This window comes from Methylocaldum sp. 14B (assembly GCF_002005105.1).
In the GTDB taxonomy this organism is placed as follows: Bacteria; Pseudomonadota; Gammaproteobacteria; order Methylococcales; family Methylococcaceae; genus Methylocaldum.
Window position 1 is genome coordinate 17,455 of the sequence record NZ_MSCV01000040.1, and the last position, 22,235, is coordinate 39,689.

At 57.3% G+C, this 22,235-nt stretch carries 15 protein-coding genes; 11 read left to right on the forward strand and 4 right to left on the reverse strand.

The genetic code is table 11. The features are described 5' to 3' along the window. Positions 1 to 33: 33 nt before the first annotated feature. On the reverse strand, positions 34 to 582 hold the full coding sequence (locus B2A78_RS22340) for a phasin family protein (protein WP_077732266.1): 549 nt from the start codon (positions 580 to 582) through the stop codon (positions 34 to 36). A 386-nt stretch (positions 583 to 968) separates the two neighbouring features. Between B2A78_RS22340 and phaE the strand changes: the two genes are divergently transcribed. Both phaE and phaC read left to right on the forward strand, forming a co-directional pair. Further along, positions 969 to 2,237: a class III poly(R)-hydroxyalkanoic acid synthase subunit PhaE gene (gene phaE, locus B2A78_RS22345; protein WP_077732267.1), complete on the forward strand. Its 1,269-nt coding sequence runs from the start codon at positions 969 to 971 to the stop codon at positions 2,235 to 2,237. Positions 2,238 to 2,255: 18 nt separating this feature from the next. Next, positions 2,256 to 3,314, forward strand: a complete 1,059-nt coding sequence (gene phaC, locus B2A78_RS22350) for a class III poly(R)-hydroxyalkanoic acid synthase subunit PhaC (protein ID WP_077732268.1) — start codon at positions 2,256 to 2,258, stop codon at positions 3,312 to 3,314. Positions 3,315 to 3,643: 329 nt separating this feature from the next. Here phaC and B2A78_RS22355 read toward each other — a convergent pair whose 3' ends face one another. Together B2A78_RS22355 and B2A78_RS22360 are read right to left on the reverse strand one after the other, a co-directional pair. Then, on the reverse strand, positions 3,644 to 4,858 hold the full coding sequence (locus tag B2A78_RS22355; protein WP_077732269.1) for a phospholipase D-like domain-containing protein: 1,215 nt from the start codon (positions 4,856 to 4,858) through the stop codon (positions 3,644 to 3,646). Between the two features lie 493 nt (positions 4,859 to 5,351). Continuing rightward, positions 5,352 to 7,430 carry a thioredoxin domain-containing protein gene (locus tag B2A78_RS22360; protein WP_077732270.1) on the reverse strand — a complete coding sequence of 693 codons (2,079 nt, stop codon included), beginning with the start codon at positions 7,428 to 7,430 and terminating at the stop codon, positions 5,352 to 5,354. 140 nt (positions 7,431 to 7,570) lie between these two features. Here B2A78_RS22360 and B2A78_RS22365 point away from each other — a divergent pair, with 140 nt between their 5' ends. Further along, positions 7,571 to 8,665 carry an alpha/beta hydrolase gene (locus B2A78_RS22365; protein ID WP_168175524.1) on the forward strand — a complete coding sequence of 365 codons (1,095 nt, stop codon included), beginning with the start codon at positions 7,571 to 7,573 and terminating at the stop codon, positions 8,663 to 8,665. A 741-nt stretch (positions 8,666 to 9,406) separates the two neighbouring features. Here B2A78_RS22365 and B2A78_RS22370 read toward each other — a convergent pair. Next, positions 9,407 to 13,474: a hypothetical protein gene (locus B2A78_RS22370; protein WP_077732272.1), complete on the reverse strand. Its 4,068-nt coding sequence runs from the start codon at positions 13,472 to 13,474 to the stop codon at positions 9,407 to 9,409. Between the two features lie 875 nt (positions 13,475 to 14,349). Here B2A78_RS22370 and B2A78_RS22375 point away from each other — a divergent pair. From B2A78_RS22375 to B2A78_RS22410, 8 genes are all read left to right on the forward strand, one after another. Then, positions 14,350 to 15,369: an Rpn family recombination-promoting nuclease/putative transposase gene (locus tag B2A78_RS22375; protein ID WP_077732273.1), complete on the forward strand. Its 1,020-nt coding sequence runs from the start codon at positions 14,350 to 14,352 to the stop codon at positions 15,367 to 15,369. Between the two features lie 298 nt (positions 15,370 to 15,667). Then, complete coding sequence (locus B2A78_RS22380) at positions 15,668 to 15,991, forward strand: hypothetical protein (RefSeq protein WP_077732274.1); 324 nt, start codon at positions 15,668 to 15,670, stop codon at positions 15,989 to 15,991. Between the two features lie 98 nt (positions 15,992 to 16,089). Then, positions 16,090 to 16,308 carry an antitoxin gene (locus B2A78_RS22385; RefSeq protein ID WP_205780874.1) on the forward strand — a complete coding sequence of 73 codons (219 nt, stop codon included), beginning with the start codon at positions 16,090 to 16,092 and terminating at the stop codon, positions 16,306 to 16,308. Positions 16,309 to 17,477: 1,169 nt separating this feature from the next. Next, positions 17,478 to 18,692, forward strand: a complete 1,215-nt coding sequence (gene lhgO / locus B2A78_RS22390) for an L-2-hydroxyglutarate oxidase (protein WP_077732275.1) — start codon at positions 17,478 to 17,480, stop codon at positions 18,690 to 18,692. A 139-nt stretch (positions 18,693 to 18,831) separates the two neighbouring features. Beyond that, positions 18,832 to 19,602, forward strand: coding sequence for a glucose-1-phosphate cytidylyltransferase (rfbF, locus tag B2A78_RS22395; RefSeq protein ID WP_077732276.1), 771 nt, complete (start codon positions 18,832 to 18,834; stop codon positions 19,600 to 19,602). Positions 19,603 to 19,641: 39 nt separating this feature from the next. After that, the gene (locus B2A78_RS22400) at positions 19,642 to 20,691 is read left to right on the forward strand and encodes an SDR family oxidoreductase (RefSeq protein WP_077732277.1); all 1,050 of its coding nucleotides are present in this window, start codon (positions 19,642 to 19,644) and stop codon (positions 20,689 to 20,691) included. A 4-nt stretch (positions 20,692 to 20,695) separates the two neighbouring features. Next, entirely contained in the window at positions 20,696 to 21,262 is a 567-nt protein-coding gene (rfbC, locus tag B2A78_RS22405; RefSeq protein ID WP_077732278.1) for a dTDP-4-dehydrorhamnose 3,5-epimerase, read from the forward strand. Next, a complete protein-coding gene (locus B2A78_RS22410) occupies positions 21,259 to 22,182 on the forward strand; it encodes an NAD(P)-dependent oxidoreductase (RefSeq protein ID WP_077732279.1) in 924 nt (307 codons plus the stop codon). The genes rfbC and B2A78_RS22410 overlap by 4 nt, the downstream gene beginning before the upstream one ends. Positions 22,183 to 22,235: the final 53 nt, after the last annotated feature.

The following is a 22,235-nucleotide window of genomic DNA, read 5'->3' on the forward strand; positions in this document are numbered from 1 at the left end:
TCTGATGGAAATGCGCTCAATCCAAACCGTAACTCATCCTTTCTGAGCTCCTCGCGGTGCCTGTTGCCCTTCGGCGCCGGCCGCGGCTTTGGCAGTCTCGCCGCCGGCCCGCGCGGTGGTTTCGGCCGCGCGCGCCGCTCTCTCCGCGGTTTCTTTCGCCGTCTGATTGGCCCACTCGTTGAATGCGTCCTGGGTTTCCTTCGCCACTCGCAGATAGTCTCCTGCGTGGTCCGCGATCTTTTGACCGAATTCGGAAATCAGTTTCCGTTCCCCGTCCTTCCATTTGTCGGGATCTCTCGTTTCGCAATTCAATTGCGCCTGGCGCGTTCCCATCTCCAAATAGTCCTGAGCCATGGCCAAATTGCATTTGGCGACTTTCTCGACGGCCTGTAACGCAATCTCGTTCCACCGCATGAACGGGTCGACCGCTATACGGTTCATCTCGAACCATTGATCGTAAACTTGCCGATTACCGGCCATCCTTTCGGCCGCCTGAAGGGCGATTTCGTTCCAACGCATCAACGGATCGAACGCCGCGCGGTTGATCTCGAACCATTGATCGCACATTTGACGAGTGTTCATCACAAGCTCCTTAACAAGGGTTTAAACACGCTGGGAATCCGGCAGTATCAGTGGTGCACTGCACCATACCGGAGCGGGACAAGCCGATCAATAGGCCGGAATACTTACATTCAGCAAGAGCATTGATGTGTAAAAAGTAATAGTGATCCGATTCGGGAACCGTGCCTGCAAAACACAGGTCGGATGTCTTTGAATGACGATTTTCGTACTGGCAAACGACAGACCAGATGTTTTTATGCGTATCGAAAACGAAACGCTTCGATCACGTCTTCGCCGCGAGGAAACAAGCGGTTCACCTCCGGTTTACAATGCTGCGTCGCAACATTGATCTGGTATAGTATCGACACGGCGTCATGCCGTAACAAATCCGACCAACGGAGACTCGAATGACTGATCAATCTTCCTCCCCAGTGGATGCCTGGGCTCGTCTCTGGCTAGACACGCAACGCAAGTACTGGGAGTCGTGGTCCGATCTTTCCCGTAAGGCGATCGAAGAACCTCGAGCGGTTTCCGAGGGAGCAGGCCCGGAAGCTGGACCCGGTCCGTTCGACTGGGGCGATTTCTGGATCGCTACGCAACGGAAGAGCTGGGATCTCTGGCTCGAACTTTCGCGGCAAACCTTCGAATCCAAACCCGGGGCGACGGATGAGAAAGCGCCAGCCGACTCGTGGTCACGCCTTTTCGATCTATGGGGCACCTTTTGGATGCCCCTGATACCGGGACACTCCCGCGAATCGATCGGAAAGCTGCTGGACGCCAATAAAGCCTATTTCCGCATGGGAGAGGGATTGTGGAAGATTCTTTCCAACAGCTACGGGGCCGCTCAAGGCGCGGAAAGCCAGTGGGATGCGCTCAGCCGCAGCGTCAGGCAGATGCACGAACAATTCGGGGAGCAGCTTCGGGCCGCCAAGGATCCCTGGTCCGGGTTCGCCACCTTCTGGGGCATGCCTTTGGACAACTGGCGCCGCGTCTGCTCGGCGTTCTCGATCTTGCCGGGCGACATGGAGAAGGCGGTACGCGGATTCGGCTCCCCATACGGCCCGGAAACCTTGCACCAGGGCATGGTTGGCCTCCTGTCGATGCCGACCATCGGCTATACCCGCGAATGGCAGGAAGAGCTGCAACGCTGGGGCTTGCTATGGCTCGATTATTATCAGGCTCTCCAGGCGTATGCTCTGTCCCTTTCGGGAATAACGGCGAAAGCCATCGATCTGTTCGCCAACGAGCTTTACGAAAAAGCCCAAAAAAGAGAATCGTTCGACAGTCTGCGCGCCCTTTACAACTTGTGGATCGACTGTAGCGAACAGGCCTACACCGATATATCGACTTCGGATGAATTCACCCAGGCTCAAACCCTGTTGACCAACGCTGTCTTTGCCGTAAAACGCCAGGAACAGAAGATGGTCGAGGAGACCCTCAGCGCATTCAACATGCCGACGCGCCGCGAGCTGGACACCAGTCACCGCCGCGTTCATCAGTTGCAGCGGCGGGTTTGGCAGTTGGAACAGACGCTGGAGGAATCCGGCGTACTGGAGCTTCGGGCCGAAGTTTCGGCCTTGCAGCGCGAGTTGGAAAACCTGCGCGGGCAAGCGCGAGGCGAAAAGAGCGAAACACCCAGCGCGCCACGCAGAACGAGGGCCAAGACATCTACCTAAGTTATCGAGGAGCGAGCGATGCTACGCCCGGAACAGATTACTCAAGAGCTTTTTGAATTCAACCGCCGAATCGCGAACGGGATGACCACGCTCAGCAAGATCGGCCGAGTCGACGTGGAAGCGAGCCCCAAGGATCCGGTTTACCGGGAGGACAAACTCGTTCTTTACCGTTATCGCCCGCGGCGGGAACAAGTCTCGACCGTTCCGCTGCTGATCGTTTATGCCTTGGTGAACCGTCCTTACATGACGGATCTTCAGGAAGACCGTTCCATCATCCGCGGGTTGCTCGATCAAGGCGTCGACGTTTACCTGATCGATTGGGGTTATCCCGATGGAGCCGACCGGTTTCTCGACCTGGAGGACTACGTCAACCGGTACATACGCCGGTGTGTCGATTTCGTCTGCAAACAGCACGACCTGCCCAGCATCAACGTGCTCGGGATCTGCCAAGGCGGCACCCTGAGCCTGTGCTATACGGCCCTGCACCCCGAAAGGGTGCGCAATTTGATCACCATGGTGACCCCGGTCGACTTCCACACGCCGGACAACACATTGAGCCACTGGTATCGCGATCTCGATGTGGACCTCATGGTCGATACCCTGGGGAATATTCCCGGCGAGCTGCTCAACTGGAGCTTCCTGTCCTTGAAGCCGTTCCGGCTGACCGGCCAGAAATACGTGGATATGGCAGACATTCTGGAGGACGAGGACCGCCTCAAGAATTTCCTGCGCATGGAGAAGTGGATTTTCGATAGTCCGGATCAGCCCGGCGAACTGTTCCGGCAGTTCATCAAATGCTTCTATCAGGAAAACCGGTTGATCAAGGGAACCTTGAAAATCGGCGGGCGGACCATCGATCTCAAGCAGATCAAGATGCCGGTGCTGAATGTCTACGCCACCGAAGACCATCTCGTTCCGCCGTCGGCTTCCATTCCCTTGGAGAAATACGTCGGCACCAAGGATTACGGCACGATCGTTTTCAAGGGCGGCCACATCGGGATCTACGTCAGCAGCCGCTCGCAGAAGGACATCCCGCCGGCGATCGCCGAATGGCTTAAGGTACGTTCAGAGGAATGAGCCGCTCGCTGCGGTAGCGTGTAAGCCCGGCTCCTGGAAGTGCGCGAAACGCGCCGACCAATTTTCTGCGACAAGGAATCTCGCCGGTCGTGATCGGTGCGGTTCGTCCACCCGCTGCACCCTATAGGTGTAGATATAGGTCGGCAGTCCCTTACCGACGAACCCGTTGCGTCGGCAAGGGATTCCCGACCCACCTCGCGGTGCCGGTTCGTAGGTCGGCAATCCCTTGCCGACGGAGCCGCATGTCGGGACGCTGCGTCGGGAAAGGATTCCCGACCTAATTGGCGGCGCAGACGTAGGTCGGCAATCCTTTGCCGACGACTGCCCTTTCAAATCCAATACTTCGCGAACAGAACCAAATGTGCCAGAAAGCGCTGCCATAACGGCCGGTTCGGGTAAGCCTCGGGCGATATTTCCTTGGAGTGCTTCAAATCCCTTAGAAACGCAGACGCCAGGGCCGCCTTCGTACCGGCTTGACGCAGCACGTAATCGACTTCCAGATCGTGCCGTAGACTCCGCGAATTCATGTTGCTCGAACCCACCGTCATCCACTCGTCGATAATGATGGTCTTGGCGTGCAGAACGCCCGGCTGATACTCGTAAATTTTCACCCCGTGATCCAGCAGACTGCCGTAGAACGTCGCCGAGGTCCACGGCATGAAAAAGATGTCGGATATCGACGGGAGAATGATGCGAACGTCGACCCCTCGCTCCGCGGCTCGGTTGATCTCGTGCAGAAGACGCTCGTCCGGAACGAAATACGCGTTGGTGATCCAGATTCGCCGCTTGCTTCGGCCGATCCGCCGCAGGAGCTCCCTCGTGCGCGCGCGGCGCTGGCGCCGGGTGTCGTTCAGACGGAAGGGAGACCGCAGTGACGTTCGGTGTCGGAGAGGATGCCAGCGCCAAGGATTCCATGCGCGCCGGAACGCCTGTTCGAGCGGCCGGGTGTCGATGTTCTCGATGCGAACCGCCGTGTCCCTCCATTCTTCGCCGCCGTGCGCGACCGGAAGATGTAGCGCGCAGACATTGAAACTGCCGATCCAGGCGATCCTTCGATCTATTGTGCAGACCTTCCGGTGATTGCGGTTGTTGAGCCGGGTCAATAGCTGCAAGAATCGCGGCGGCACCGCCCGGCCACCCGCCATGTGCCGCCAATGACGGAAAAACCATGGAATCGGATGGAATATCCGGAACGGAAATCCCGACTCCTCGAGCGCGGCGAGCAAGCGGCCTCCGGCAAGCGGCAGTCCCACGCCATCCACCAGGAAGCGGACTCTGACACCCCGCTGATGGGCATGGCTCATCGCGGCAATGAAGGCGCGCCCGACGGCGTCCAGTTCGAAAATATAGGTCTCGAGCTGAACCTCCCGGACGGCCGCGTTGATGTCGCGCACCAGATCGATGAAAAATTCATCCCCTCGAACGTAAAGCCGCTCCTCCACCGGCGATTCCGTCTCGGCATCGGGCCGATAGACAGCGGCGGACCTCGGCTTGAGCTCGGCAATCGATGAAACGGTATGGGGGTTGCTCCTAATTTTCTTCACTTGACGAAAACGTGCTTATGACACACTCCCGATAAGTTTGGTGCTGGGTCCACGCAAGGGCATGCTAGAGCATTTTCCGGTTTGGCGTAGCGCCCGAGGTAGGTCGGGAATCCTTTCCCGACGCAGCGTCCCGACATGCGCCTCCGTCGGCAAGGGATTGCCGACCTACGAACCGGCACCGCGAGGTAGGTCGGGAATCCTTTCCCGACGCAGCTTCCCGACATGCGGCTCCGTCGGCAAAGGGTTGCCGACCTACGCAATACTTGTCCACCAGCGAGGTAGGTCGGGAATCCTTTCCCGACGCAGCTTCCCGACATGCGGCTCCGTCGGCAAGGGATTGCCGACCTACGCAATACTTGTCCACCAGCGAGGTAGGTCGGGAATCCTTTCCCGACGCAGCTTCCCGACATGCAACTCCGTCGGCAAGGGATCGCCGACCTACACAATGCTCGTCCACCAGCAAAAAACCATATCCGATTAGACCTAGCCCGCTCTATAACGTCGTCCTGATAGGCATTCTCAGAAAATCCCTGAACTCCGGCAAGGCGCGGATCGGTGCGAGGCATGTCATGCCCGAACACGCATAAGCAATTTCCCCCGTCTCCGCCTTGCGTTCGGCCAAAGTGCCGGACAAGGACTTTTCCTCGGCGGGTATCGCGAACACCAGGCGCTGCGCGCCGGCAGCCGGCGTATCACGGACCGCATCGATCCAAGGCCGAAAAGCTTCCGGCCTTCCTCGCAGCACGATGAATTGCGGCGGATATAGCCAATCCAGCATGGCATTCAGCAAGGCACCGTGGGCATGGGGATATTGGCGCACCGACGGCATGGCAGCCCGCAGCGTACGTTCCGCGGCTTCGGTGTAGCGGTACTCGCCCACCAGATGGCCGAGGCGCAGCAAGGCCAACGCAGCAACGCCGTTACCCGAAGGCATCGATTCGTCCATGAGCGTTTTCGGCCGCTGGATCAGTTCTTCGTGATCGTCCGAGGTGAAGAAAAATCCGCCTTGTTCCCGGTCTTCGAAACGGGCGAGAAGCTGGTCGGCCAGCTTCGAGAGCCAATCGAGGCGCTCCGTTCGCCACTCGCATTGCAGGAGTTCCAGACCGGCGTCGAGCAGAAACGCGTAGTCGTCCAAATACCCATTCAAATGGGCTCTGCCATCCTTGTAAGTCGCCAGCAGCCGGCTTTCCTCGACACATAGCTCCCGGCGCAGAAACTCGAAGGCCCGGTCCGCCGCGTCGATCCAATCCTTCCGCTCCAGCAACCGGCCGGCGGAAGCCAGTCCCTTGATCATCAAGCCGTTCCAGGCCGTCAGCACCTTGTCGTCGCGTCCCGGCCTGATCCGCTTTTCGCGAGCCTGGAATAGGGCAGCGCGCGCGGATGCCAGTCGGCGCTCGGCTTCCGCCTGATCGGTGCTCAAACGGGCGGCCACCTCCCGAAGCGGTGTTTCCACGTGCAGATGCCAATGGCCCTCGAAATTGGGGCTTCGATCCAGACCGTAATGGAGCTCCACGACGGCATATTCCTCGGACGAAAGAAGGTCTTTTATTTCCGCCCGATTCCAAACGTAATACTTGCCTTCCTCACCCTCGGAATCCGCGTCCAGACTCGAATAGAAACCGCCTTCAGGCGATTGCATCTCCCGTACGGCCCATTCCGCCGTCTCCTCCGAGACCTTCCGGAACAATGGATCTTGGGTCGCTCGCCAAGCCTCGGCATACAGAGACAAAAAAACGCCGTTGTCGTACAGCATTTTCTCGAAATGGGGAATTTCCCAAGCGGTGTCTACCGAATAGCGGGCGAACCCGCCGCCGATGTGATCGTAAATCCCGCCTTCCGCCATCTTGGTAAGCGTCGTCGTCACTATGCGAAGAGCGGATGCATGCTCGTTCGGGTTCTGGCCCCATAAACGCAGCAGAAATTCGAGATTGGACAATTGGGGAAACTTCGGCGCATCGCCGAATCCGCCGTTGACGCTGTCGAAATTGGCTTCCAACTCGCGCTCCGCCCGGATAAGGACACCGGCATCCGGAGCTTCCGAGCCTTCTGCTTGTCTAATGGATTGCAGGATGTCGGCAAAAGACTTGCCGTGGTCCTCAAGATCTTGTTTGTGTCGGCGATAGTATTCGGCAACCTGGGCCAGCAAGGAACGGAATGCCGGTAACTGATAGCGAGCGGTATTCGGGAAATAGGTGCCGCCGAAGAACGGTAACTGATTGTGCGGATTGAGAAACATGGTCAGCGGCCAGCCGCCGGGACGGCGGGCGATAATTTGATGCGCTAGCTGATAGATCTTGTCCAAATCCGGCCGTTCCTCGCGATCCACCTTGATGTTGACGAACAGCTCGTTCATCACCGCCGCGGTCGCCTCGTCCTCGAACGATTCATGAGCCATCACGTGGCACCAGTGGCAGGCCGAATACCCGATGGACAGCAAGATCGGTTTGTCTTCCTTGCGGGCTTTTTCGAGCGCCTCGTCGCCCCAAGGGTACCAGTCGACCGGATTGTCGGCATGTTGCAGCAAATAGGGACTGGTTTCGGAACTCAGACGGTTTCTGTGAATGGAGTCCATGAGACTGCACCTTTTCTGGCGCCGGGGTACGGCGGGTTAATTTTCATTTATAGGGACGGTTGCCACCGGTCCGTCATTCAGGCTTGTGGCAGGCTTTTACCTTAACACTAGTTTGACACTCGAACAGCGGAAGAATCATCGTGGCCACGACATCATTTCCTTCCTACGGAGAGCCACCTTTATTCGTTGCCCATCCGGCGAAGCGATCAACGCGTACGTTTCCGTTCGCCACGCCATTCGACTTCGTCGGGAATTTGCGGACGGCCGAGGGAGCGACCATCCGCTACGGTATCGCTCGCCCCGCCCATGCGTTGAAACGGGGATCCGTGCTGCTGCTTCAGGGCCGCGCCGAATGTCTGGAGAAATATCGCGAAATCGTCGAAGGCCTTACCGCCAGGGGCCTTTATGTTTATTCGTTCGACTGGCACGGACAGGGGATGTCGGACCGCTTCTCGAAAGGTCGGAAAAAAGTCGACGTGACATCCTTCGACGATTATCTGGAAGACATCGCCTTGTTCATCCGGGAAGTGTGGTGCGTTCCGGAAGCCAACCGATATGTCATCGCCCATTCCACCGGCGGGCATGTCGCCTTGCGGTTCATGGCCGAACGGCGCTTGAAAGTCGACGGCGCACTGCTTTGCGCGCCCATGATCGACCTCAAAACCAAGGGCTGGCCGCGCTGGTTCGCGCCCATACTGGTCGGCGCCGTCGCCGGCATGGGATTCGCGGACTTACAGGCCCCCGGGGAACGGCATCATCTCCCGTCATTGCGGCGGTTTGAAGGCAATGCCCTGACCAGCGATCCCGAACGCTTCCGGGTTTTGCCGGAACTCGTCAAATCCAATCCGCTGCTGGAGCGCCGCGGCGCGACGTATCGCTGGGTGCGTTCGGCATTCGCCTCGATCGCCAAGCTCAATGCTCGCGGAATCCCCGAGTCCATCGACGTGCCCGTGACCATCCTGATCGGCGACGACGACCGGATCGTCGATGCCGACGCGGCAAAACGCTTCGCGCGCCGACTGCCGAACGGACGGCTGCAGCTATTGAAAGGAGCACGCCACGAAATCATGATGGAAAGAAACGCGATCCTGAAGCGTTTCTGGCTGGCGGTGGACACTATGACCGAAAAGGGCCGGGCGGGGTTGCCAACTGTCCGCGGGGGCAATGGCATGGTGAAGAAGGTTCGTAATGCGTCCGCTAAGACGGACGTCCCGAAACCTGCCTGCCGATCGTAGGGTGGGTTAGGTGCGCGTCCATCCATCCGCGTGTCGCTCGGCGAGTCAGGCGCGCACCGTAACCCACCAAAGCGAAGCGGCAAGGCCATCGAACGTTGCTCCGGTGGGTTACGGCGCACGCGAAGCGCCGTGATCCACGGCCGGTCGACGCCGGAGTGCGCCTAACCCACCCTACGAAACCCCGGTCTTTCCTGGCTCCCAAGCTCTCGCTGCGGAGCCCTACCTCAGAAGCTCTAGCTTCAAGATATGGGGTCCCAAACAGGAGTTTAGAGCGTTTTCCGAGTCGGTGTAAGGGATTCGGATATGTAGGTCGGCAATCCCTTCCCAATCGCAAACGGCATCTCTGGGAGCGCCAGAGCTGCCCTTCCGACAAAGCCCTTCGCCGAGCCGATACGTCGGCAAGGGATTGCCGACCTACGTTCCCCCCTCCTGGCACGAATCCGTACACCGGGATGGAAAACGCTCTAAGTACATTCAGGGAAGTCTTGCGGCATAGGCAACCTGCAGGACAACCCCGCCAATCAAGCCAATCTATCGAGATTCCGTAAATATTTGCGGAATGTACTTAGGACCCAGCGTAACCGTTCGAAGTAGGTCGGGAATCCTTTCCCGACAAGATGGTCCGCAAAGGATTGCCAACCTACGAATCAGACCAATTCCACGCCGCTATATGGCGGTGAAAAACGCTCTAAGGTTTCAGCCCCGTTCCCGGCAACTCGGAACCATAGGCAAATAGCTGTATCAACCAGGCTGTCCCGGTTCCCCCAGCTTCGCCGGCTCGGCTTTTTCCTTCTTTTTCCGCGGGCGCCATAAGCCTCCCGAGGCATAGCAATTCCATCCCCAGCGCAACCAATCCAGCAGCGCATAGGCCAGCCACAAGGCCCAGGCCAGCATCAGCATCCGATAAACCCAGAGGGGCGCCGACACGATCCAGGGACGGGGAAGCGTCGGGCCGCTGCGGTCCTGATACCAGTTCAACTCGTACGGACCGGAGCCGTTGCCGGCGATTTGCATGTCGGGCAGTCCCAGCAGTCCATGCCGAACCGCCTCCAGCAAAAGAGAGAGGGCGGCCAAGGTCAGAACGGCGAGTGCGACTTGGAGCAGGTTGAATCGGGTATCGTCCAGTTTTTGTCCGGCACTCGCCCGCCACCCCAAGGCCAGCAACCAGCCGGCCACGATAATGCCGCCGACCACCGGAATCTGGCTGAGGCCGATCAACAGCAGAAACCATTGCCAAGCCTTGACCGGCGTCAACGGCAGTTTTCCCAATGCCACCGAAAGCAATAGGATCACGATGAGCACGCCCCAGAACAACACCGCCGGGCCGAGACGGGGCCCGCCCACCAACAGCACCCAACGGTCGTGTCCCAGCGAAAAGGTAATCGCGCTGTTCACACTGGGGGCGCCGAGATCGATTTCGGGGGAGACCAGACGGCTACGAATCCCGGTTCCGTCGCGCCACACCAGAGTCGCGGTCTGTTCGCCCGGATGAATCGGCAGCGAAACCAGCCGTTCTTGCTGCCGGACCGGCTGCATCGCGCCGTCGATGGTCACGGATTGAAGTTCGGCATTCTCGGGAAGTTTTACCGTATGCTGCCCGCCCTGCGAGCTTCGCAGGCTAAGCGTCAGGGTGGCGTCCGTGGCATGCAGCCCTGGATTCAATTCCAACCGGCTGCGGTCCATGGTCAGCGTATTGCCGGGTACGCCTTGAGGCCTAGTCAAGTGAAGCGTAACGGATTCGCCGGGCCACGGACGCCATTCCGGCAGCCAGTTGCCTTCCGCGTCCTGGTGGTGGATGACCACGAGTCCTTCGGGACGCATGTGCCAGATCGGGCTGATGTCCGCGCGCCAGATCTCGATCCACTCGGTGGTATCCGGAGCCTTTAGACCGATAGCGGGCCTTTTCGCCAGAACCGATTCCCAGCTGGTTGCATGCTGACCCGGCAATAGATTGACCATTACCTTGCCGCCGTCGACTTGTAGTCCCGGCGTGACGACCGACTCTCCCTCGATGAGCGGAATGCCGACGACCACCGGACGATCCAGCGGCGAAGCGCGGCGCACCACCGTGACCACGCGCCAGTCCAAGCCGATCTTGAGCGTGCGCTCGACCTCCAAAAACGGCGGCAAAGGCCGGGATTCCAGCGCCGGCAGTGCCTCCGCGGGCCGGTCGCCGTTCGAGACCCGCACGAGTTGCAATTGAACGTCGGGAACGCCGTTTTCGCGAATGCCTTCGATCCGCCAGCCTTCGCCCGAAGCCTCGGCTCGCCGGGGCTTGAGCGGCAGAGGGATTTGCATCTGATCGCGCGAGGGCAAGATTCCGGAAAGCGTGACGACATGACGGCCCGGCATCAGGGCCAGCCAGAGCGCGCCATCCCGATTGCGGAACAAACCCTCCGCCGGCACGTTGTCGACCTCGACTTTCGAGGGCGTCCACTGTGCGGCGTTTACCGGCAAGGGCAGGGCGATCAGTTCCTGAGCGTGGACTTCCAGGGTTTGCCGCAACTGCGAGCCCTTGGCTTCGATTTTGAGCAGCGGGATCTCGGCGCATTGCGGCAGGCAATCCGGAGGTGCGAGCAGGCGCGTCTTCAGTTCCTCCAGCAAAGCCGGATCGGGAAAATCCGCCTTGGCATCCGGTATGAACAAGAGCAAGGGAAGCAATAACAGCGGCATGGCCGCATGAGGGGCAAAGGGACGAAAACGTGGCCGTCCGCCCAGAAACAGCACGGCCAACGCGATCAACACCGCAATACGCAGAAAGTTCAGCAGCAAATTGACCGCCGGTGAGAGCAGCACCAGGCCGATTTCCTGATCGCGGAGAACGGGACCGCTCCAGCCGAGCGGAATCGATTTCCACTGCCATTCCGGGAGACCAGGACCAGTTTGGGTGATCGCATTGGGATCGGTCTCCTTGAAAGCTCTGCCGCCTAAATCCGCCGCGGACGGAGCAGCCGGAGGCGCGCCTCGCTTATACAGCTTCGACCGGGGTGCATACGACTCCATGGTTTGCGGCGCTTCCACGGGCTCTTCTGCCTGTCTTCGAAACTCGGAAGGGGCGGTCGTCGACGGCATCGCGATCCAGGGCTGTTCCAGTTGCGGATAAAGCGCGAATCGGGCCTGATCGACCATGAATGGGATGGCAATCAGAATCAGCGCCAGCACGGCCAGATTCCGGTAAATACGAACGGCCGAAGCGATCTTTCCTTCCGGCAAAACCATCAGCAAGGCCGCCGCCGCCAAAATGTTGAGCCAGACGTAACGCGGCGCGCCCGGCTCGTGCCAGAGGAGCGCCAGGGCAACCAACGTAAAGGCGGCATACGGCCAGGACCACAATCGCGCTACCGCCATGGCCGTGATAAGCACCACGAACAGATCGAGCAGCGTCCATTCCGCGACCCAGGTGCCCGGTGCGTGATCCACGCCGGTCGCGGCGAATAAACGCCATCCAGGAGGAAGATTGAGTTCGGCACTCACGCTTCGGAAATCCTTGTTCCAGCCGGTCGCCGAGAGCGTTCGGATTCCGTCGATCCGGCTGTCGGCGGAAAGATCGACCGCCCCGCGCCGGACCTCGACGCCGACCGCGCCGGTGTCGTCCTCGCGCGTGATCGATTGTGGCTCGCCGTCGATGGCGACCCGGCCGAGATCGACGCCCGGCCGAACGTTCAGCCGCCAATCTCGGGTCATACGTCCGCCGACGAGATCGTTCACGGTATAGCCGCCACCGTCGAAATCCAGCCAGATGCGCCTGTGTAAGGTGAGGCTGTCGGGCTCCGGTTCCGGATCGCCGCGCCGTATGAGCCGCAGATCCATCGCGGTGCCGGATTCCATCCGGTAGGCAGGAAGCGACTTCCATTCATCCGGAAGATTGGTTTGGCGCGGATCGATGGCGGGAACGCCCTCGATTTCGACCACGCGCAATTGCGGCCGAGCGTCGAAAACCCAGATTTCTTCCGCAGGCCAGGGCTCGCCGCTTAGAGGCCGCCGAAGCGACTCGACCGGCCCCGGAAAGCGGGCGGCGAGTTGAACGGTCCAGTGCCCCGGACGAAGCTGCAAACGCAGCTTGCCGTCTGGCTCAAGACGGGCGGGCAGGGGAGATGAAACCTGCAAGGGAATCGAATCGGGCGGTAGAGCTCCATCGAGAACGATCTCGCGCTGTCTGCCGGACACATCAAGATCGATATGCGTCACCACGCGCAGCGGGGTGTTGTCCATGATCCGCCGGTAAACCTGCACGTCGACGGTCTCGGCTCTCGCCGCTGGCCCCGTATCGTCGGACGCCTCGCTGTAGATCCACAACTGTCCCTGTTGGTTGAAGGCAGGGAAGGGGACGGATTGCCCCTTGACGATCAAAGAAATGATGCCGGTGTCGGTGGGCACCGCGAGATTTTCCGGCAGGCGGTCCCAAACAAAACTGCCCTTGACCGAGTGCTCCCCCGGAGCGAGGCGGATTCCGGGGCTATTTTCGACCGTTGCGACAACGGCCGGTTTTCCATCCACCTCCACCTGTTGCGGCCAATGCTCGACACCGCCCGGAAGCGGCAACCAGCTCTCCGCGTAAACGCGAGCCTTCAACGCGAACCGGCCGGCATGATCGTCCAAAACCAATTCGAGACTCGTCGGCCAAATGCAGCGCCGTTCCTCCGGGTTGCCTTGTACTTGTGGGCAAAATCGATTCTCGTGGCCGCGCAAGACCCAGTCGGTCCAGGGTTTGAGAGAGTCGGGGACCGAATCCGCCGGGAGCGGATCGGCTAGGGCGATGACCGTGAACAGCAGAAGCGGAAGGAGCAACAGCGCCGATCGACGAAACATGAAGGGTCTCCATCTAAATTGGTAAGAGGAAGGCGGGGCGGAGTTTGCATTTATCAGATTTGTAAAGGTAGTGTAACGCCTGAAACACGTCTATCGAGGAAGAAGACCGAAGTGCGTTGGGGAAAGCTCCGAAAGAACCCTCTCCCGTTGGGATATGGTTGGGTGAGGGCTTATTTATCGCGGGAAAACCCCCGGCTCTGCCGCAATGCCATTAAGTTAAGCCGTCATTCCGGCAGGGATTGCTCACCCCATCCCTGGGGTTCGTCCTACGGACCGTGCTCCGCACGTCCAAATTTGCTCCTGGCAAATTTGTGCCGGACAAATCGGCAGGGCGAGGCGCAATGCGGCGAGCGGGCAGGCCAGGGAAGGACTGCCCAGGACTCGCGAGCGAAGTGGGACGGCGTAGCGTGGCGAGGCCGATTTGCACGCGAAGCGCCCGTAGGGTGCCGCACAGGGAGTGTGCGGCATGAATCCAGTTCACAGAGATTGTGAGCGGTCGAAACCATCCGTGGTCACTGGACCCCGGCACTCCAATCGCAAACGGTGTCTTCGGGAAGGGCGTGGCCGGCGCTCCCGGCCAGGCCGTTTGCGATTGGAAGGGTCATCCCAGCGCTCCTGGGATGACCGTTTGCGATTGGAGCACCGAAGCCACCCTTCCCTGCCGGGGTGACGAGATGGCTTTTATCCGACGGCGGTCAGGCCCCTTCGAAGGGTCAGCCGTCGAAAGCCACCGGCTTTGCCGGTGGATCGTTACTGGTTCAAACAGCCGTAGGTCAGCAATCCTTTGGCGACCAATGTGGCTCGGAAGGATCGCGATTAAAGCGTCGCGCATGGGGTCTGAGCACCATTCCGCGCGAGCGCTATAATACCGCCCCATGGCCCAGCCCCTTACCGATCCACATGACCGTTTTTTCCGCGAAACCTTCTCCCGTCGCGACGTGGCGGAGGGCTTTTTGCGGAACTATCTGCCCACAGCCGTTGCGGACCGCATCGATTGGGCGAGTCTCGCCATCGCTAAGGACAGCTTCGTGGAAAAAGCCCTGCGTCATCATTTTTCCGACCTGCTGTACAGCGCCCGCCATCGCAATCGGGAAATCAAGATTTATCTGCTGGTAGAGCACAAAAGTCATTCGGACACCTGGGTGGCCCTCCAATTGCTGCGTTATCAAGTGCGTATTTGGGAGCTGCACCGTAAGCAAAAGCCCGGCGAGTATCTGCCGCCTATCGTGCCGCTGGTGCTTTATCATGGCCAGCAGCGCTGGCAGATACCGGACCGTTTCCATGCCCTGTTCGGCGTGCTGGACGAAGACTTAGCGTTCTATGTGCCGGATTTCCACTACGAGCTGTGCGACCTTACCCTGCCGGAACCGGCGAAAGTCCGCGACGCGGTGCTGAGCCGCCTGGTGCTCCTCGCTCTCAAGCACATCTTTGACCCGAATCCGAAGCAGGCGCTGGCAGGCATTCTTCCCCTAGTTCGGGAAATCCTGAATCGAGATACCACTCTTGAAATGTTGGAAGTAGTATTGCGCTACTATGTGCAAGCGAATCCAATATTGGAAGAAAACGACATTCGCGAATTGCTCACCGACATTGCCAACCTGGAGGACTATATGCCCACTTTTATAGACCGTTACATCGAACAAGGTCGGCAGCAAGGATTGTTTATTGGAAGACAGGAAGGAAGACAAGAAGGCAGACAGGAAGGCAGACAGGAAGGAAGACAAGAAGGCAGGCAGGAAGGACAGGCTGAATTGTTGCTTCGTCTGATGACCCGCAAATTCGGTCCACTCAGCAAGAAACATCGTCGACTCATCGAGCAGGCCGACGGCGATACCCTGCTGCGCTGGTCGGAACAGGTGTTGTTCGCAACAACGCCGGACGAAGCTTTGCGTTGAGCGGTCATGGTTTGCTCCGTATTTTTGAGGAAGTTCTGCTCAGGTCCTTCGACGGGTTCAGGACGAACGGTAAAGCGTTGATTCCGTTTGTAGTGGGCCTGTCGAACCATGAACGGCAACGGCAACGGCATCAGCTTGTCCAGAGTTTCCCTAAGCGTAATTTTCTGCAGAGCCGATATGAGGGATATCCTGATCCGGTTGCCTACGGGCCTCATCGGCAACTCGACGAATGATTACCCTGGTGGTGGCAACCCCAAACCTCAGAACCGTCGCTTCACACCGAATCCCGTAACCCTCCATGACCATAGACATTGATCAGTTCACCGAGGCCGAACTCATCGACCTCAACCGCCGGATCGTCGAGCGCCTGCGCTTTCTCCAGCAGATGCGGGCGCACGCCACCATGCTGAAGTTCTCGATCGGCGCCCGCGTCTGCTTCGATACCGACGACTTTCGCCGTATTACGGGAACGCTGGTACGCTACAATAAGAAAAGCGTAACCGTGGTGACCGACGATGGCCATCGTTGGACTGTCTCGCCCGGCTTTCTCCATCCGGTGGAACCCCGCGATATTACGCCCACCGTCGACGGATTAACCTGCAGCATTCACCCTCGAAAGTAAGACTTCATCCTCGGAGATACCCCTGCCCAGTCGTTGCGACTTCGCAGAACGCGTGCATCAGAAAGCGACCCGCAAATATCTGACAGAGGACATTTGAAATGGATAAAGAAAGCAAACTCGAAGAAGAAATTCTGGCTTCCTTCGAAAGGGAAGAGTGGCGATCCGTGCCCAATCTCAAGGATGAAATCGCGTGCTATGCATCGATAGCCTCCGCTTCGCTTGCCAAGGACAAGCGTGTCAATATACGTATCTCATCCCGTGACCTTGAAGATGTTCAAGCTAATGCCGCGGAAGAGGGAATCCCTATCAGACATTGATGGCCAGCATACTTCACAAGTCCGTCACTGGACGCCTTGTTGATACGCCGCCGAGTCCAACGCCTCACCCAACCCGGACCGCCCGGAAACCGGTTCCGACCCCAAACAAACCGGCCTTTGACGGTATGCTCCCCCGGAGCGAGGTGGATTCCGGGGGTATTATCGGCGGTTGCGACAACGGCCGCTTTTCCATCCACCTCTACCTGCTGCGGCCAATGCTCGACACCGCCCGGAGGCGGCAACCAGCTCTCCGCGTAAACGCGAGCCTTCAACGCGAACCGGCCGGCACGATCATCCAACACCAATTCGAGACTCGTCGGCCAAACGCAGCGCCGCTCTTCCGAGCTGCCGTGTACTTGCGGACAGGAGCGATTTTCCTGTCCATGCAACACCCAGTTAGTCCAAGGCTTCAGGGGGGGCGGGAACCGAACCCGGCGGTAGCGGATCGGCCAGGGCGATGACCGTAAACAGCAGGACAGGAAAGACCAGCAGCGCCGACCGACGAAACATCAGAGGTCTCCATCTAAGTTGGTAAAAAAGAAAGGCAGGGCAGAGGTTTGCGTTTCAGCTTTGTAAACGTAGTGTAAAGCCGGAAATACGTCTATCGGAGAAGAAGGCCGAAGGGGATGCGCGCTCTAAAAATCCTCTTCAAGAACTGAGTAATAGACGCCGCTTACCCTTTCCAAGGGCCGTATGAGTCGTGGTTCACATCAAGCTTGCTTACTGTTGGGAATGGGCGTAATTAGAGCGGAATGGCCATTGGCAGTATGAGGGAGGCGAGAACGAGAAAACAACGAACAACGCGTGTGGCGGACGCTCGTAATAACGAACCAGAGATCGAAAGCGGATGGCTCACGGAAAGTCGTTCAGTTCCCTGATCCTCCCTAATTGCATACACTGGCACATCGACCGTTTTTCACATCCGAATCCAGAACCAAAATTAGACAATGAGGAAAACATTTGGTTCACAGTTGGTAGAATTTGATAGAATCACGCTAAAGCCTCAGCCGCGTACATATCTGCTTTGAAGAGATAGCATTCTAGCTTCCATTAACTCCTCATCAGTAAATTTCAAGCAAATTTACCCACTAGATTTAGCATTTGAGGGGTAGGCATTCCACTCCATGATTCGAAACAGCAGTTAGTTTAACGTTTAATCGCACCTTCAAATGTCAGGGAAAACATTCGATTTTGTTATTGTTGGAGCCGGCATCGTTGGCCTCACGGTGGCCTACGAGCTGCTCAAACGTCAACCTCGCACGCATGTCGCGGTTCTTGAAAAAGAGGACGCACCTGGTCGTCATGCCAGCGGACGAAACAGCGGTGTTATGCATTGTGGCATCTACTATGGCAGCGATACTCTCAAGGCCAAAGTATGTGCTAATGGCGCACGGCGCATGATCGAGTTCGCAAAAGCTGAAGGCATCGCGGTAAATCAATGTGGCAAAGTGATTCTTGCTACGTCAGAGGATCAGTTACCAACAGTCAACAAACTGATGTCGAATGCCAAGGATAACAACATCCCTGCAGAACGCATCAGTCATCAGCAGCTACGGGAACTCGAACCATATGCTGCTGCGGGTCCGGCAGCCATCTACTGTCCTACGACGGCCGTTATCGACAGTGCTGCGGTACTAAAACGATTAAGAGAAAAACTAGAGCAACAGGGCGTTGTATTCTTCTTTAACTGCGCGATCACTGGTCAGCAGGGCAAAGGACAGCTGCAGTCCACGCTTGGAGCCATTAGCTATGGTTACTTGATCAATTGTGCCGGTGCTTATGCCGATACCGTCGCCAAGGGTTTCGGTTTGGCTCAGGAGTACGCGTTAGTTCCGTTCAAGGGTATTTACTGGAAATTGAGCAGCGCAGCCAATCCCAAGGTTCGTGCCAACATTTACCCCGTGCCCGATATATCCATGCCTTTTCTCGGCGTACACCTCACGCGCGTAATCGATGGGAATGTATATGTCGGCCCTACGGCCATTCCTGCCTTCGGGCGCGAAAATTACGGAATAGTGCGAGGCATCAACCTAGCTGAATCTCTGGAAATCGGCTATCAACTCGCAGGCATGTATTTGCGCAATGAAAGCAACTTCCGCAAACTGGCCCGCATGGAGTTGGGTAAATACAGTAAGAAGAATTTTTTGGTGGCGGCGCAAAAGCTAATGCCATCGTTGAAAATGGAAGACATGATCCCGACTGCTAAGGCTGGTATTCGACCGCAGCTTGTGAATATAAAAACTAGAAAGCTGGAAATGGACTATATATTAGTTAAGACAGACAATTCGTTGCATGTGCTCAATGCAATTTCGCCCGCATTTACCAGCTCTCTGGCATTTGCAGAATTAATTGTAAGTAATATTACTTATCAATCAAGCGAGTAAGGTTCTGCAGCTAGGGCGACATCACGTCCCGGTTGTTTACGATACCGTGATTGCTTGTGGTGATTTATTCGAAATCACTATTATTGTTTGCAAATCCGTAAATAAATAACGTCAAAGTAGAAAAAGACAAAGGAAACCTATGAAAGCCGTATTGTTAGCTGGCGGCCTTGGGACGCGCTTTGCGGAAGAAACTGATATCAAGCCAAAACCAATGATCGAGATCGGTGGCAAACCGATTCTTTGGCATATCATGAAGATATATGCTCATCATGGAGTTACGGATTTTATCGTCTGTCTAGGTTATAAAGGCTATGTAATTAAGGAGTATTTTCAGAATTATTTCTTACATATGTCCGATGTGACTTTCGATTTGCGTCAAAACGCAATGAAAGTTCATCAGGTTAATGCTGAGCCATGGACAGTCACGCTTGTCGATACTGGTGAAAAAACTATGATCGGCGGACGCATAAAACGGATTTTGCCCTATGTGGAGGGTGATGATGCCTTCTGCCTGACATATGGAGATGGAGTAGGTGATGTTGATGTTAGCGCTATTATCGAACTCCATGAGCGTAACGGTATGCTTGCGACCGTTACGACTGCACAGCCGCCTGGTCGCTTTGGCTCCGTGAAATATGAAGGAGATCGCGTTACAGGCTTTCAGGAAAAACCTGTTGGTGATGGGGGTTGGGTTAATGCCGGTTTCTTCGTTCTCTCACCCAAGGTTGGTGAATACATAGAAGGGGATGATACCGTTTGGGAGCGCGAGCCGATGGAGTGTCTGGCAGCAGAGGGGCAACTCGGCGCCTATTTCCACCATGGCTTCTGGCAACCCATGGATACACTCCGAGACAAACGACACCTTGAGGAATTATGGGCATCAGGCAAAGCGCCTTGGAAAATCTGGTAGTGAAGCGCTGAAGCGCGTTCTAATTCAAGAGAATATCTTATGCGAATTTTGATCACAGGCAATATGGGCTATGTCGGCCCTGTTTTAGTTCGTTATTTGCGCCAAACATGCCCTGGAGCTGAACTCGTTGGTTTCGATGCCGGTTTTTTTGGACATTGTTTGACCAATGCGAGCGTGTTACCCGAGTCGTTACTTGATCGGCAAATTTTCGGCGATGTACGGGAGTTTCCGTCTCCTCTGCTAGACAGAGTCGATGCTGTTGTTCACCTCGCGGCAGTTTCGAACGATCCGATGGGAAAGGAATTCGAGACGGTCACAGAAGAGGTCAACAGGGGGGCAAGCGTGCGTCTCGCTAAGCTTGCCGCCGAAGCCGGAGTTAAGAATTTCGTCTTCGCGTCGAGTTGCTCGATGTATGGCTATGCCGAAGGCGGAGCACGCAAGGAAACCGACCCGACCAATCCACTCACAGCTTATGCGCGCTCGAAGATCGGCACCGAAGCTGATCTCGCCAATGCCGATCTTAACGGCATGGTTTTCACCAGCCTACGCTTTGCCACCGCGTGCGGGATGTCGGACCGGCTGCGGCTAGACCTCGTATTGAACGACTTCGTCGCCTGTGCGGTGACTGCGGGAGAGATCACGGTTTTGAGCGACGGTTCACCCTGGCGTCCGCTTATCGACGTCAAGGATATGGCGCGTGCTATTTCATGGGCGGTCCAGCGCTCTGCGGATAACGGAGGTGCGTTTCTGGCCGTCAACGCCGGGCGGGACGAGAGCAATTACCAGGTCAAGGACCTGGCTGAGGCGGTGGCGCGGCATGTGCCCGGAACTTCTGTCAGCATCAACAAGGATGCACCACCCGACAAACGCTCATATAAGGTCGATTTCTCGCTGTTTAAGTCGCTCGCGGCCGACTTCATCCCGCAAGTTTCCTTGGACGAATCCATCGAGCGTTTGTGCGCCGGTTTGCAGCAGATGAAATTCGCCGACCGGAATTTCCGCGAGTCGCCCTTCATGCGGCTCAATACACTGCGCCGGCACATGGCTGCGAACCGGCTCGGCGCGGATTTGCGATGGAAAGGAGTCTAAACCTATGAAGTTCCATAAAACCCCACTCGAAGGCGCTTACCTGATAGAACTGGAAAAACGCGGCGACGACCGAGGCTTTTTCGCCCGCGTTTTTTGCGAAAAAGAATTTGGCGACGCAGGTCTCGAAACACAGTTCGTGCAGATTAACAATTCACGAAGCAGCAAGAAGGGGACCCTGCGAGGGTTGCACTATCAGTTGCCTCCCGCGGCGGAGGTCAAGGTGGTGCGCGCCATAAAGGGGGCGCTTTATGATGTCATTGTCGATTTGAGAGCGGGTTCGCCCACGTTCGGCAAATGGTTCGGCGCTGAACTCAATGAAGACAATCGTCTCATGATGTACGTGCCGCGTGGATTCGCACATGCTTTTGTAACTTTAACCGATGACGTCGAAGCCTTCTATTTGTCGGGTGCATTCTATTCGCCTGAGAATGAGCGCGGTCTGCGCTATAACGATCCGGCGATCAATATTGAGTGGCCGATACAGCCGGTGGAAATTTCAGATAAGGACCGGAACTGGCCGGACCTCGACCCAGAGTTTCACGGCATCGAACTCATGCGGGGTCTCAAATGAAAATCCTGCTAACCGGCGCCAGTTCGTTCACCGGTTACTGGTTTGCCAAGGCGCTTTCGGAGGCAGGGTATCATGTCGTGGCGCCGCTAAGGGGCAATCTCGATTCATATACACAAGGCGCGCGGGCCGAGCGGGTGCGGCGTCTTATGACCATTGCGGAGACCGTCGGCGATTGCGCTTTCGGCGGTACGCGTTTTGTGGATCTGGTGCGGACCGGCGGCTACGACCTTTTGTGCCATCACGCCGCCCGTGTCGGCGATTATCGCAGTCCCGATTTCGATATTGCCGGCGCGCTCGCTGAGAACACAGCGAATCTGCGCAGTGTGCTCGCGACGCTTGCCGGAGGCGGCCTCAAAGGCGTCGTGCTCACCGGCAGCGTTTTCGAGCCGAACGAAGGGGCGGGAAATACTCCCCTTGTTGCTTTCTCATCCTACGGACTGTCAAAGGGGCTAACCGCGGCTGTCGTACACCACCGCTGCCATGAAATCGGACTGTCCTTCCATAAATTTGTAATTCCGAATCCCTTTGGTCCCCTGGAGGAACCGCGCTTTTGTGCGTATCTAATGCGCACCTGGAAGGCTGGAGAGACCGCGCGCGTCAACACCCCGGATTATGTGCGCGACAACATCCTCGTCGGACTCCTTGCGAAGACGTATGTGCGATATCTTGGTGAAGTCGCTTCTGGCACCGCTACGGCTAAGCTCAATCCGAGTGGTTATGTGGAAACGCAAGGTGCTTTTGCAAAACGCTTTGCGGCAGAAATGCGCCCACGTCTAGGTCTAGAATGCACCCTCGAGCTGGCGACGCAGACGGAGTTTTCCGAACCTTTGATGCGAGTGAATACAGACTCCGCAGCGCACTATGTCGAAGACTGGGACGAACAGATGGCATGGGACGCGGTAGCTGAAGCATACCAGTAGGACCGAGTTAACCAGGATGAAATCCCGTATGCGGATACAAAGCCGGAGTATGA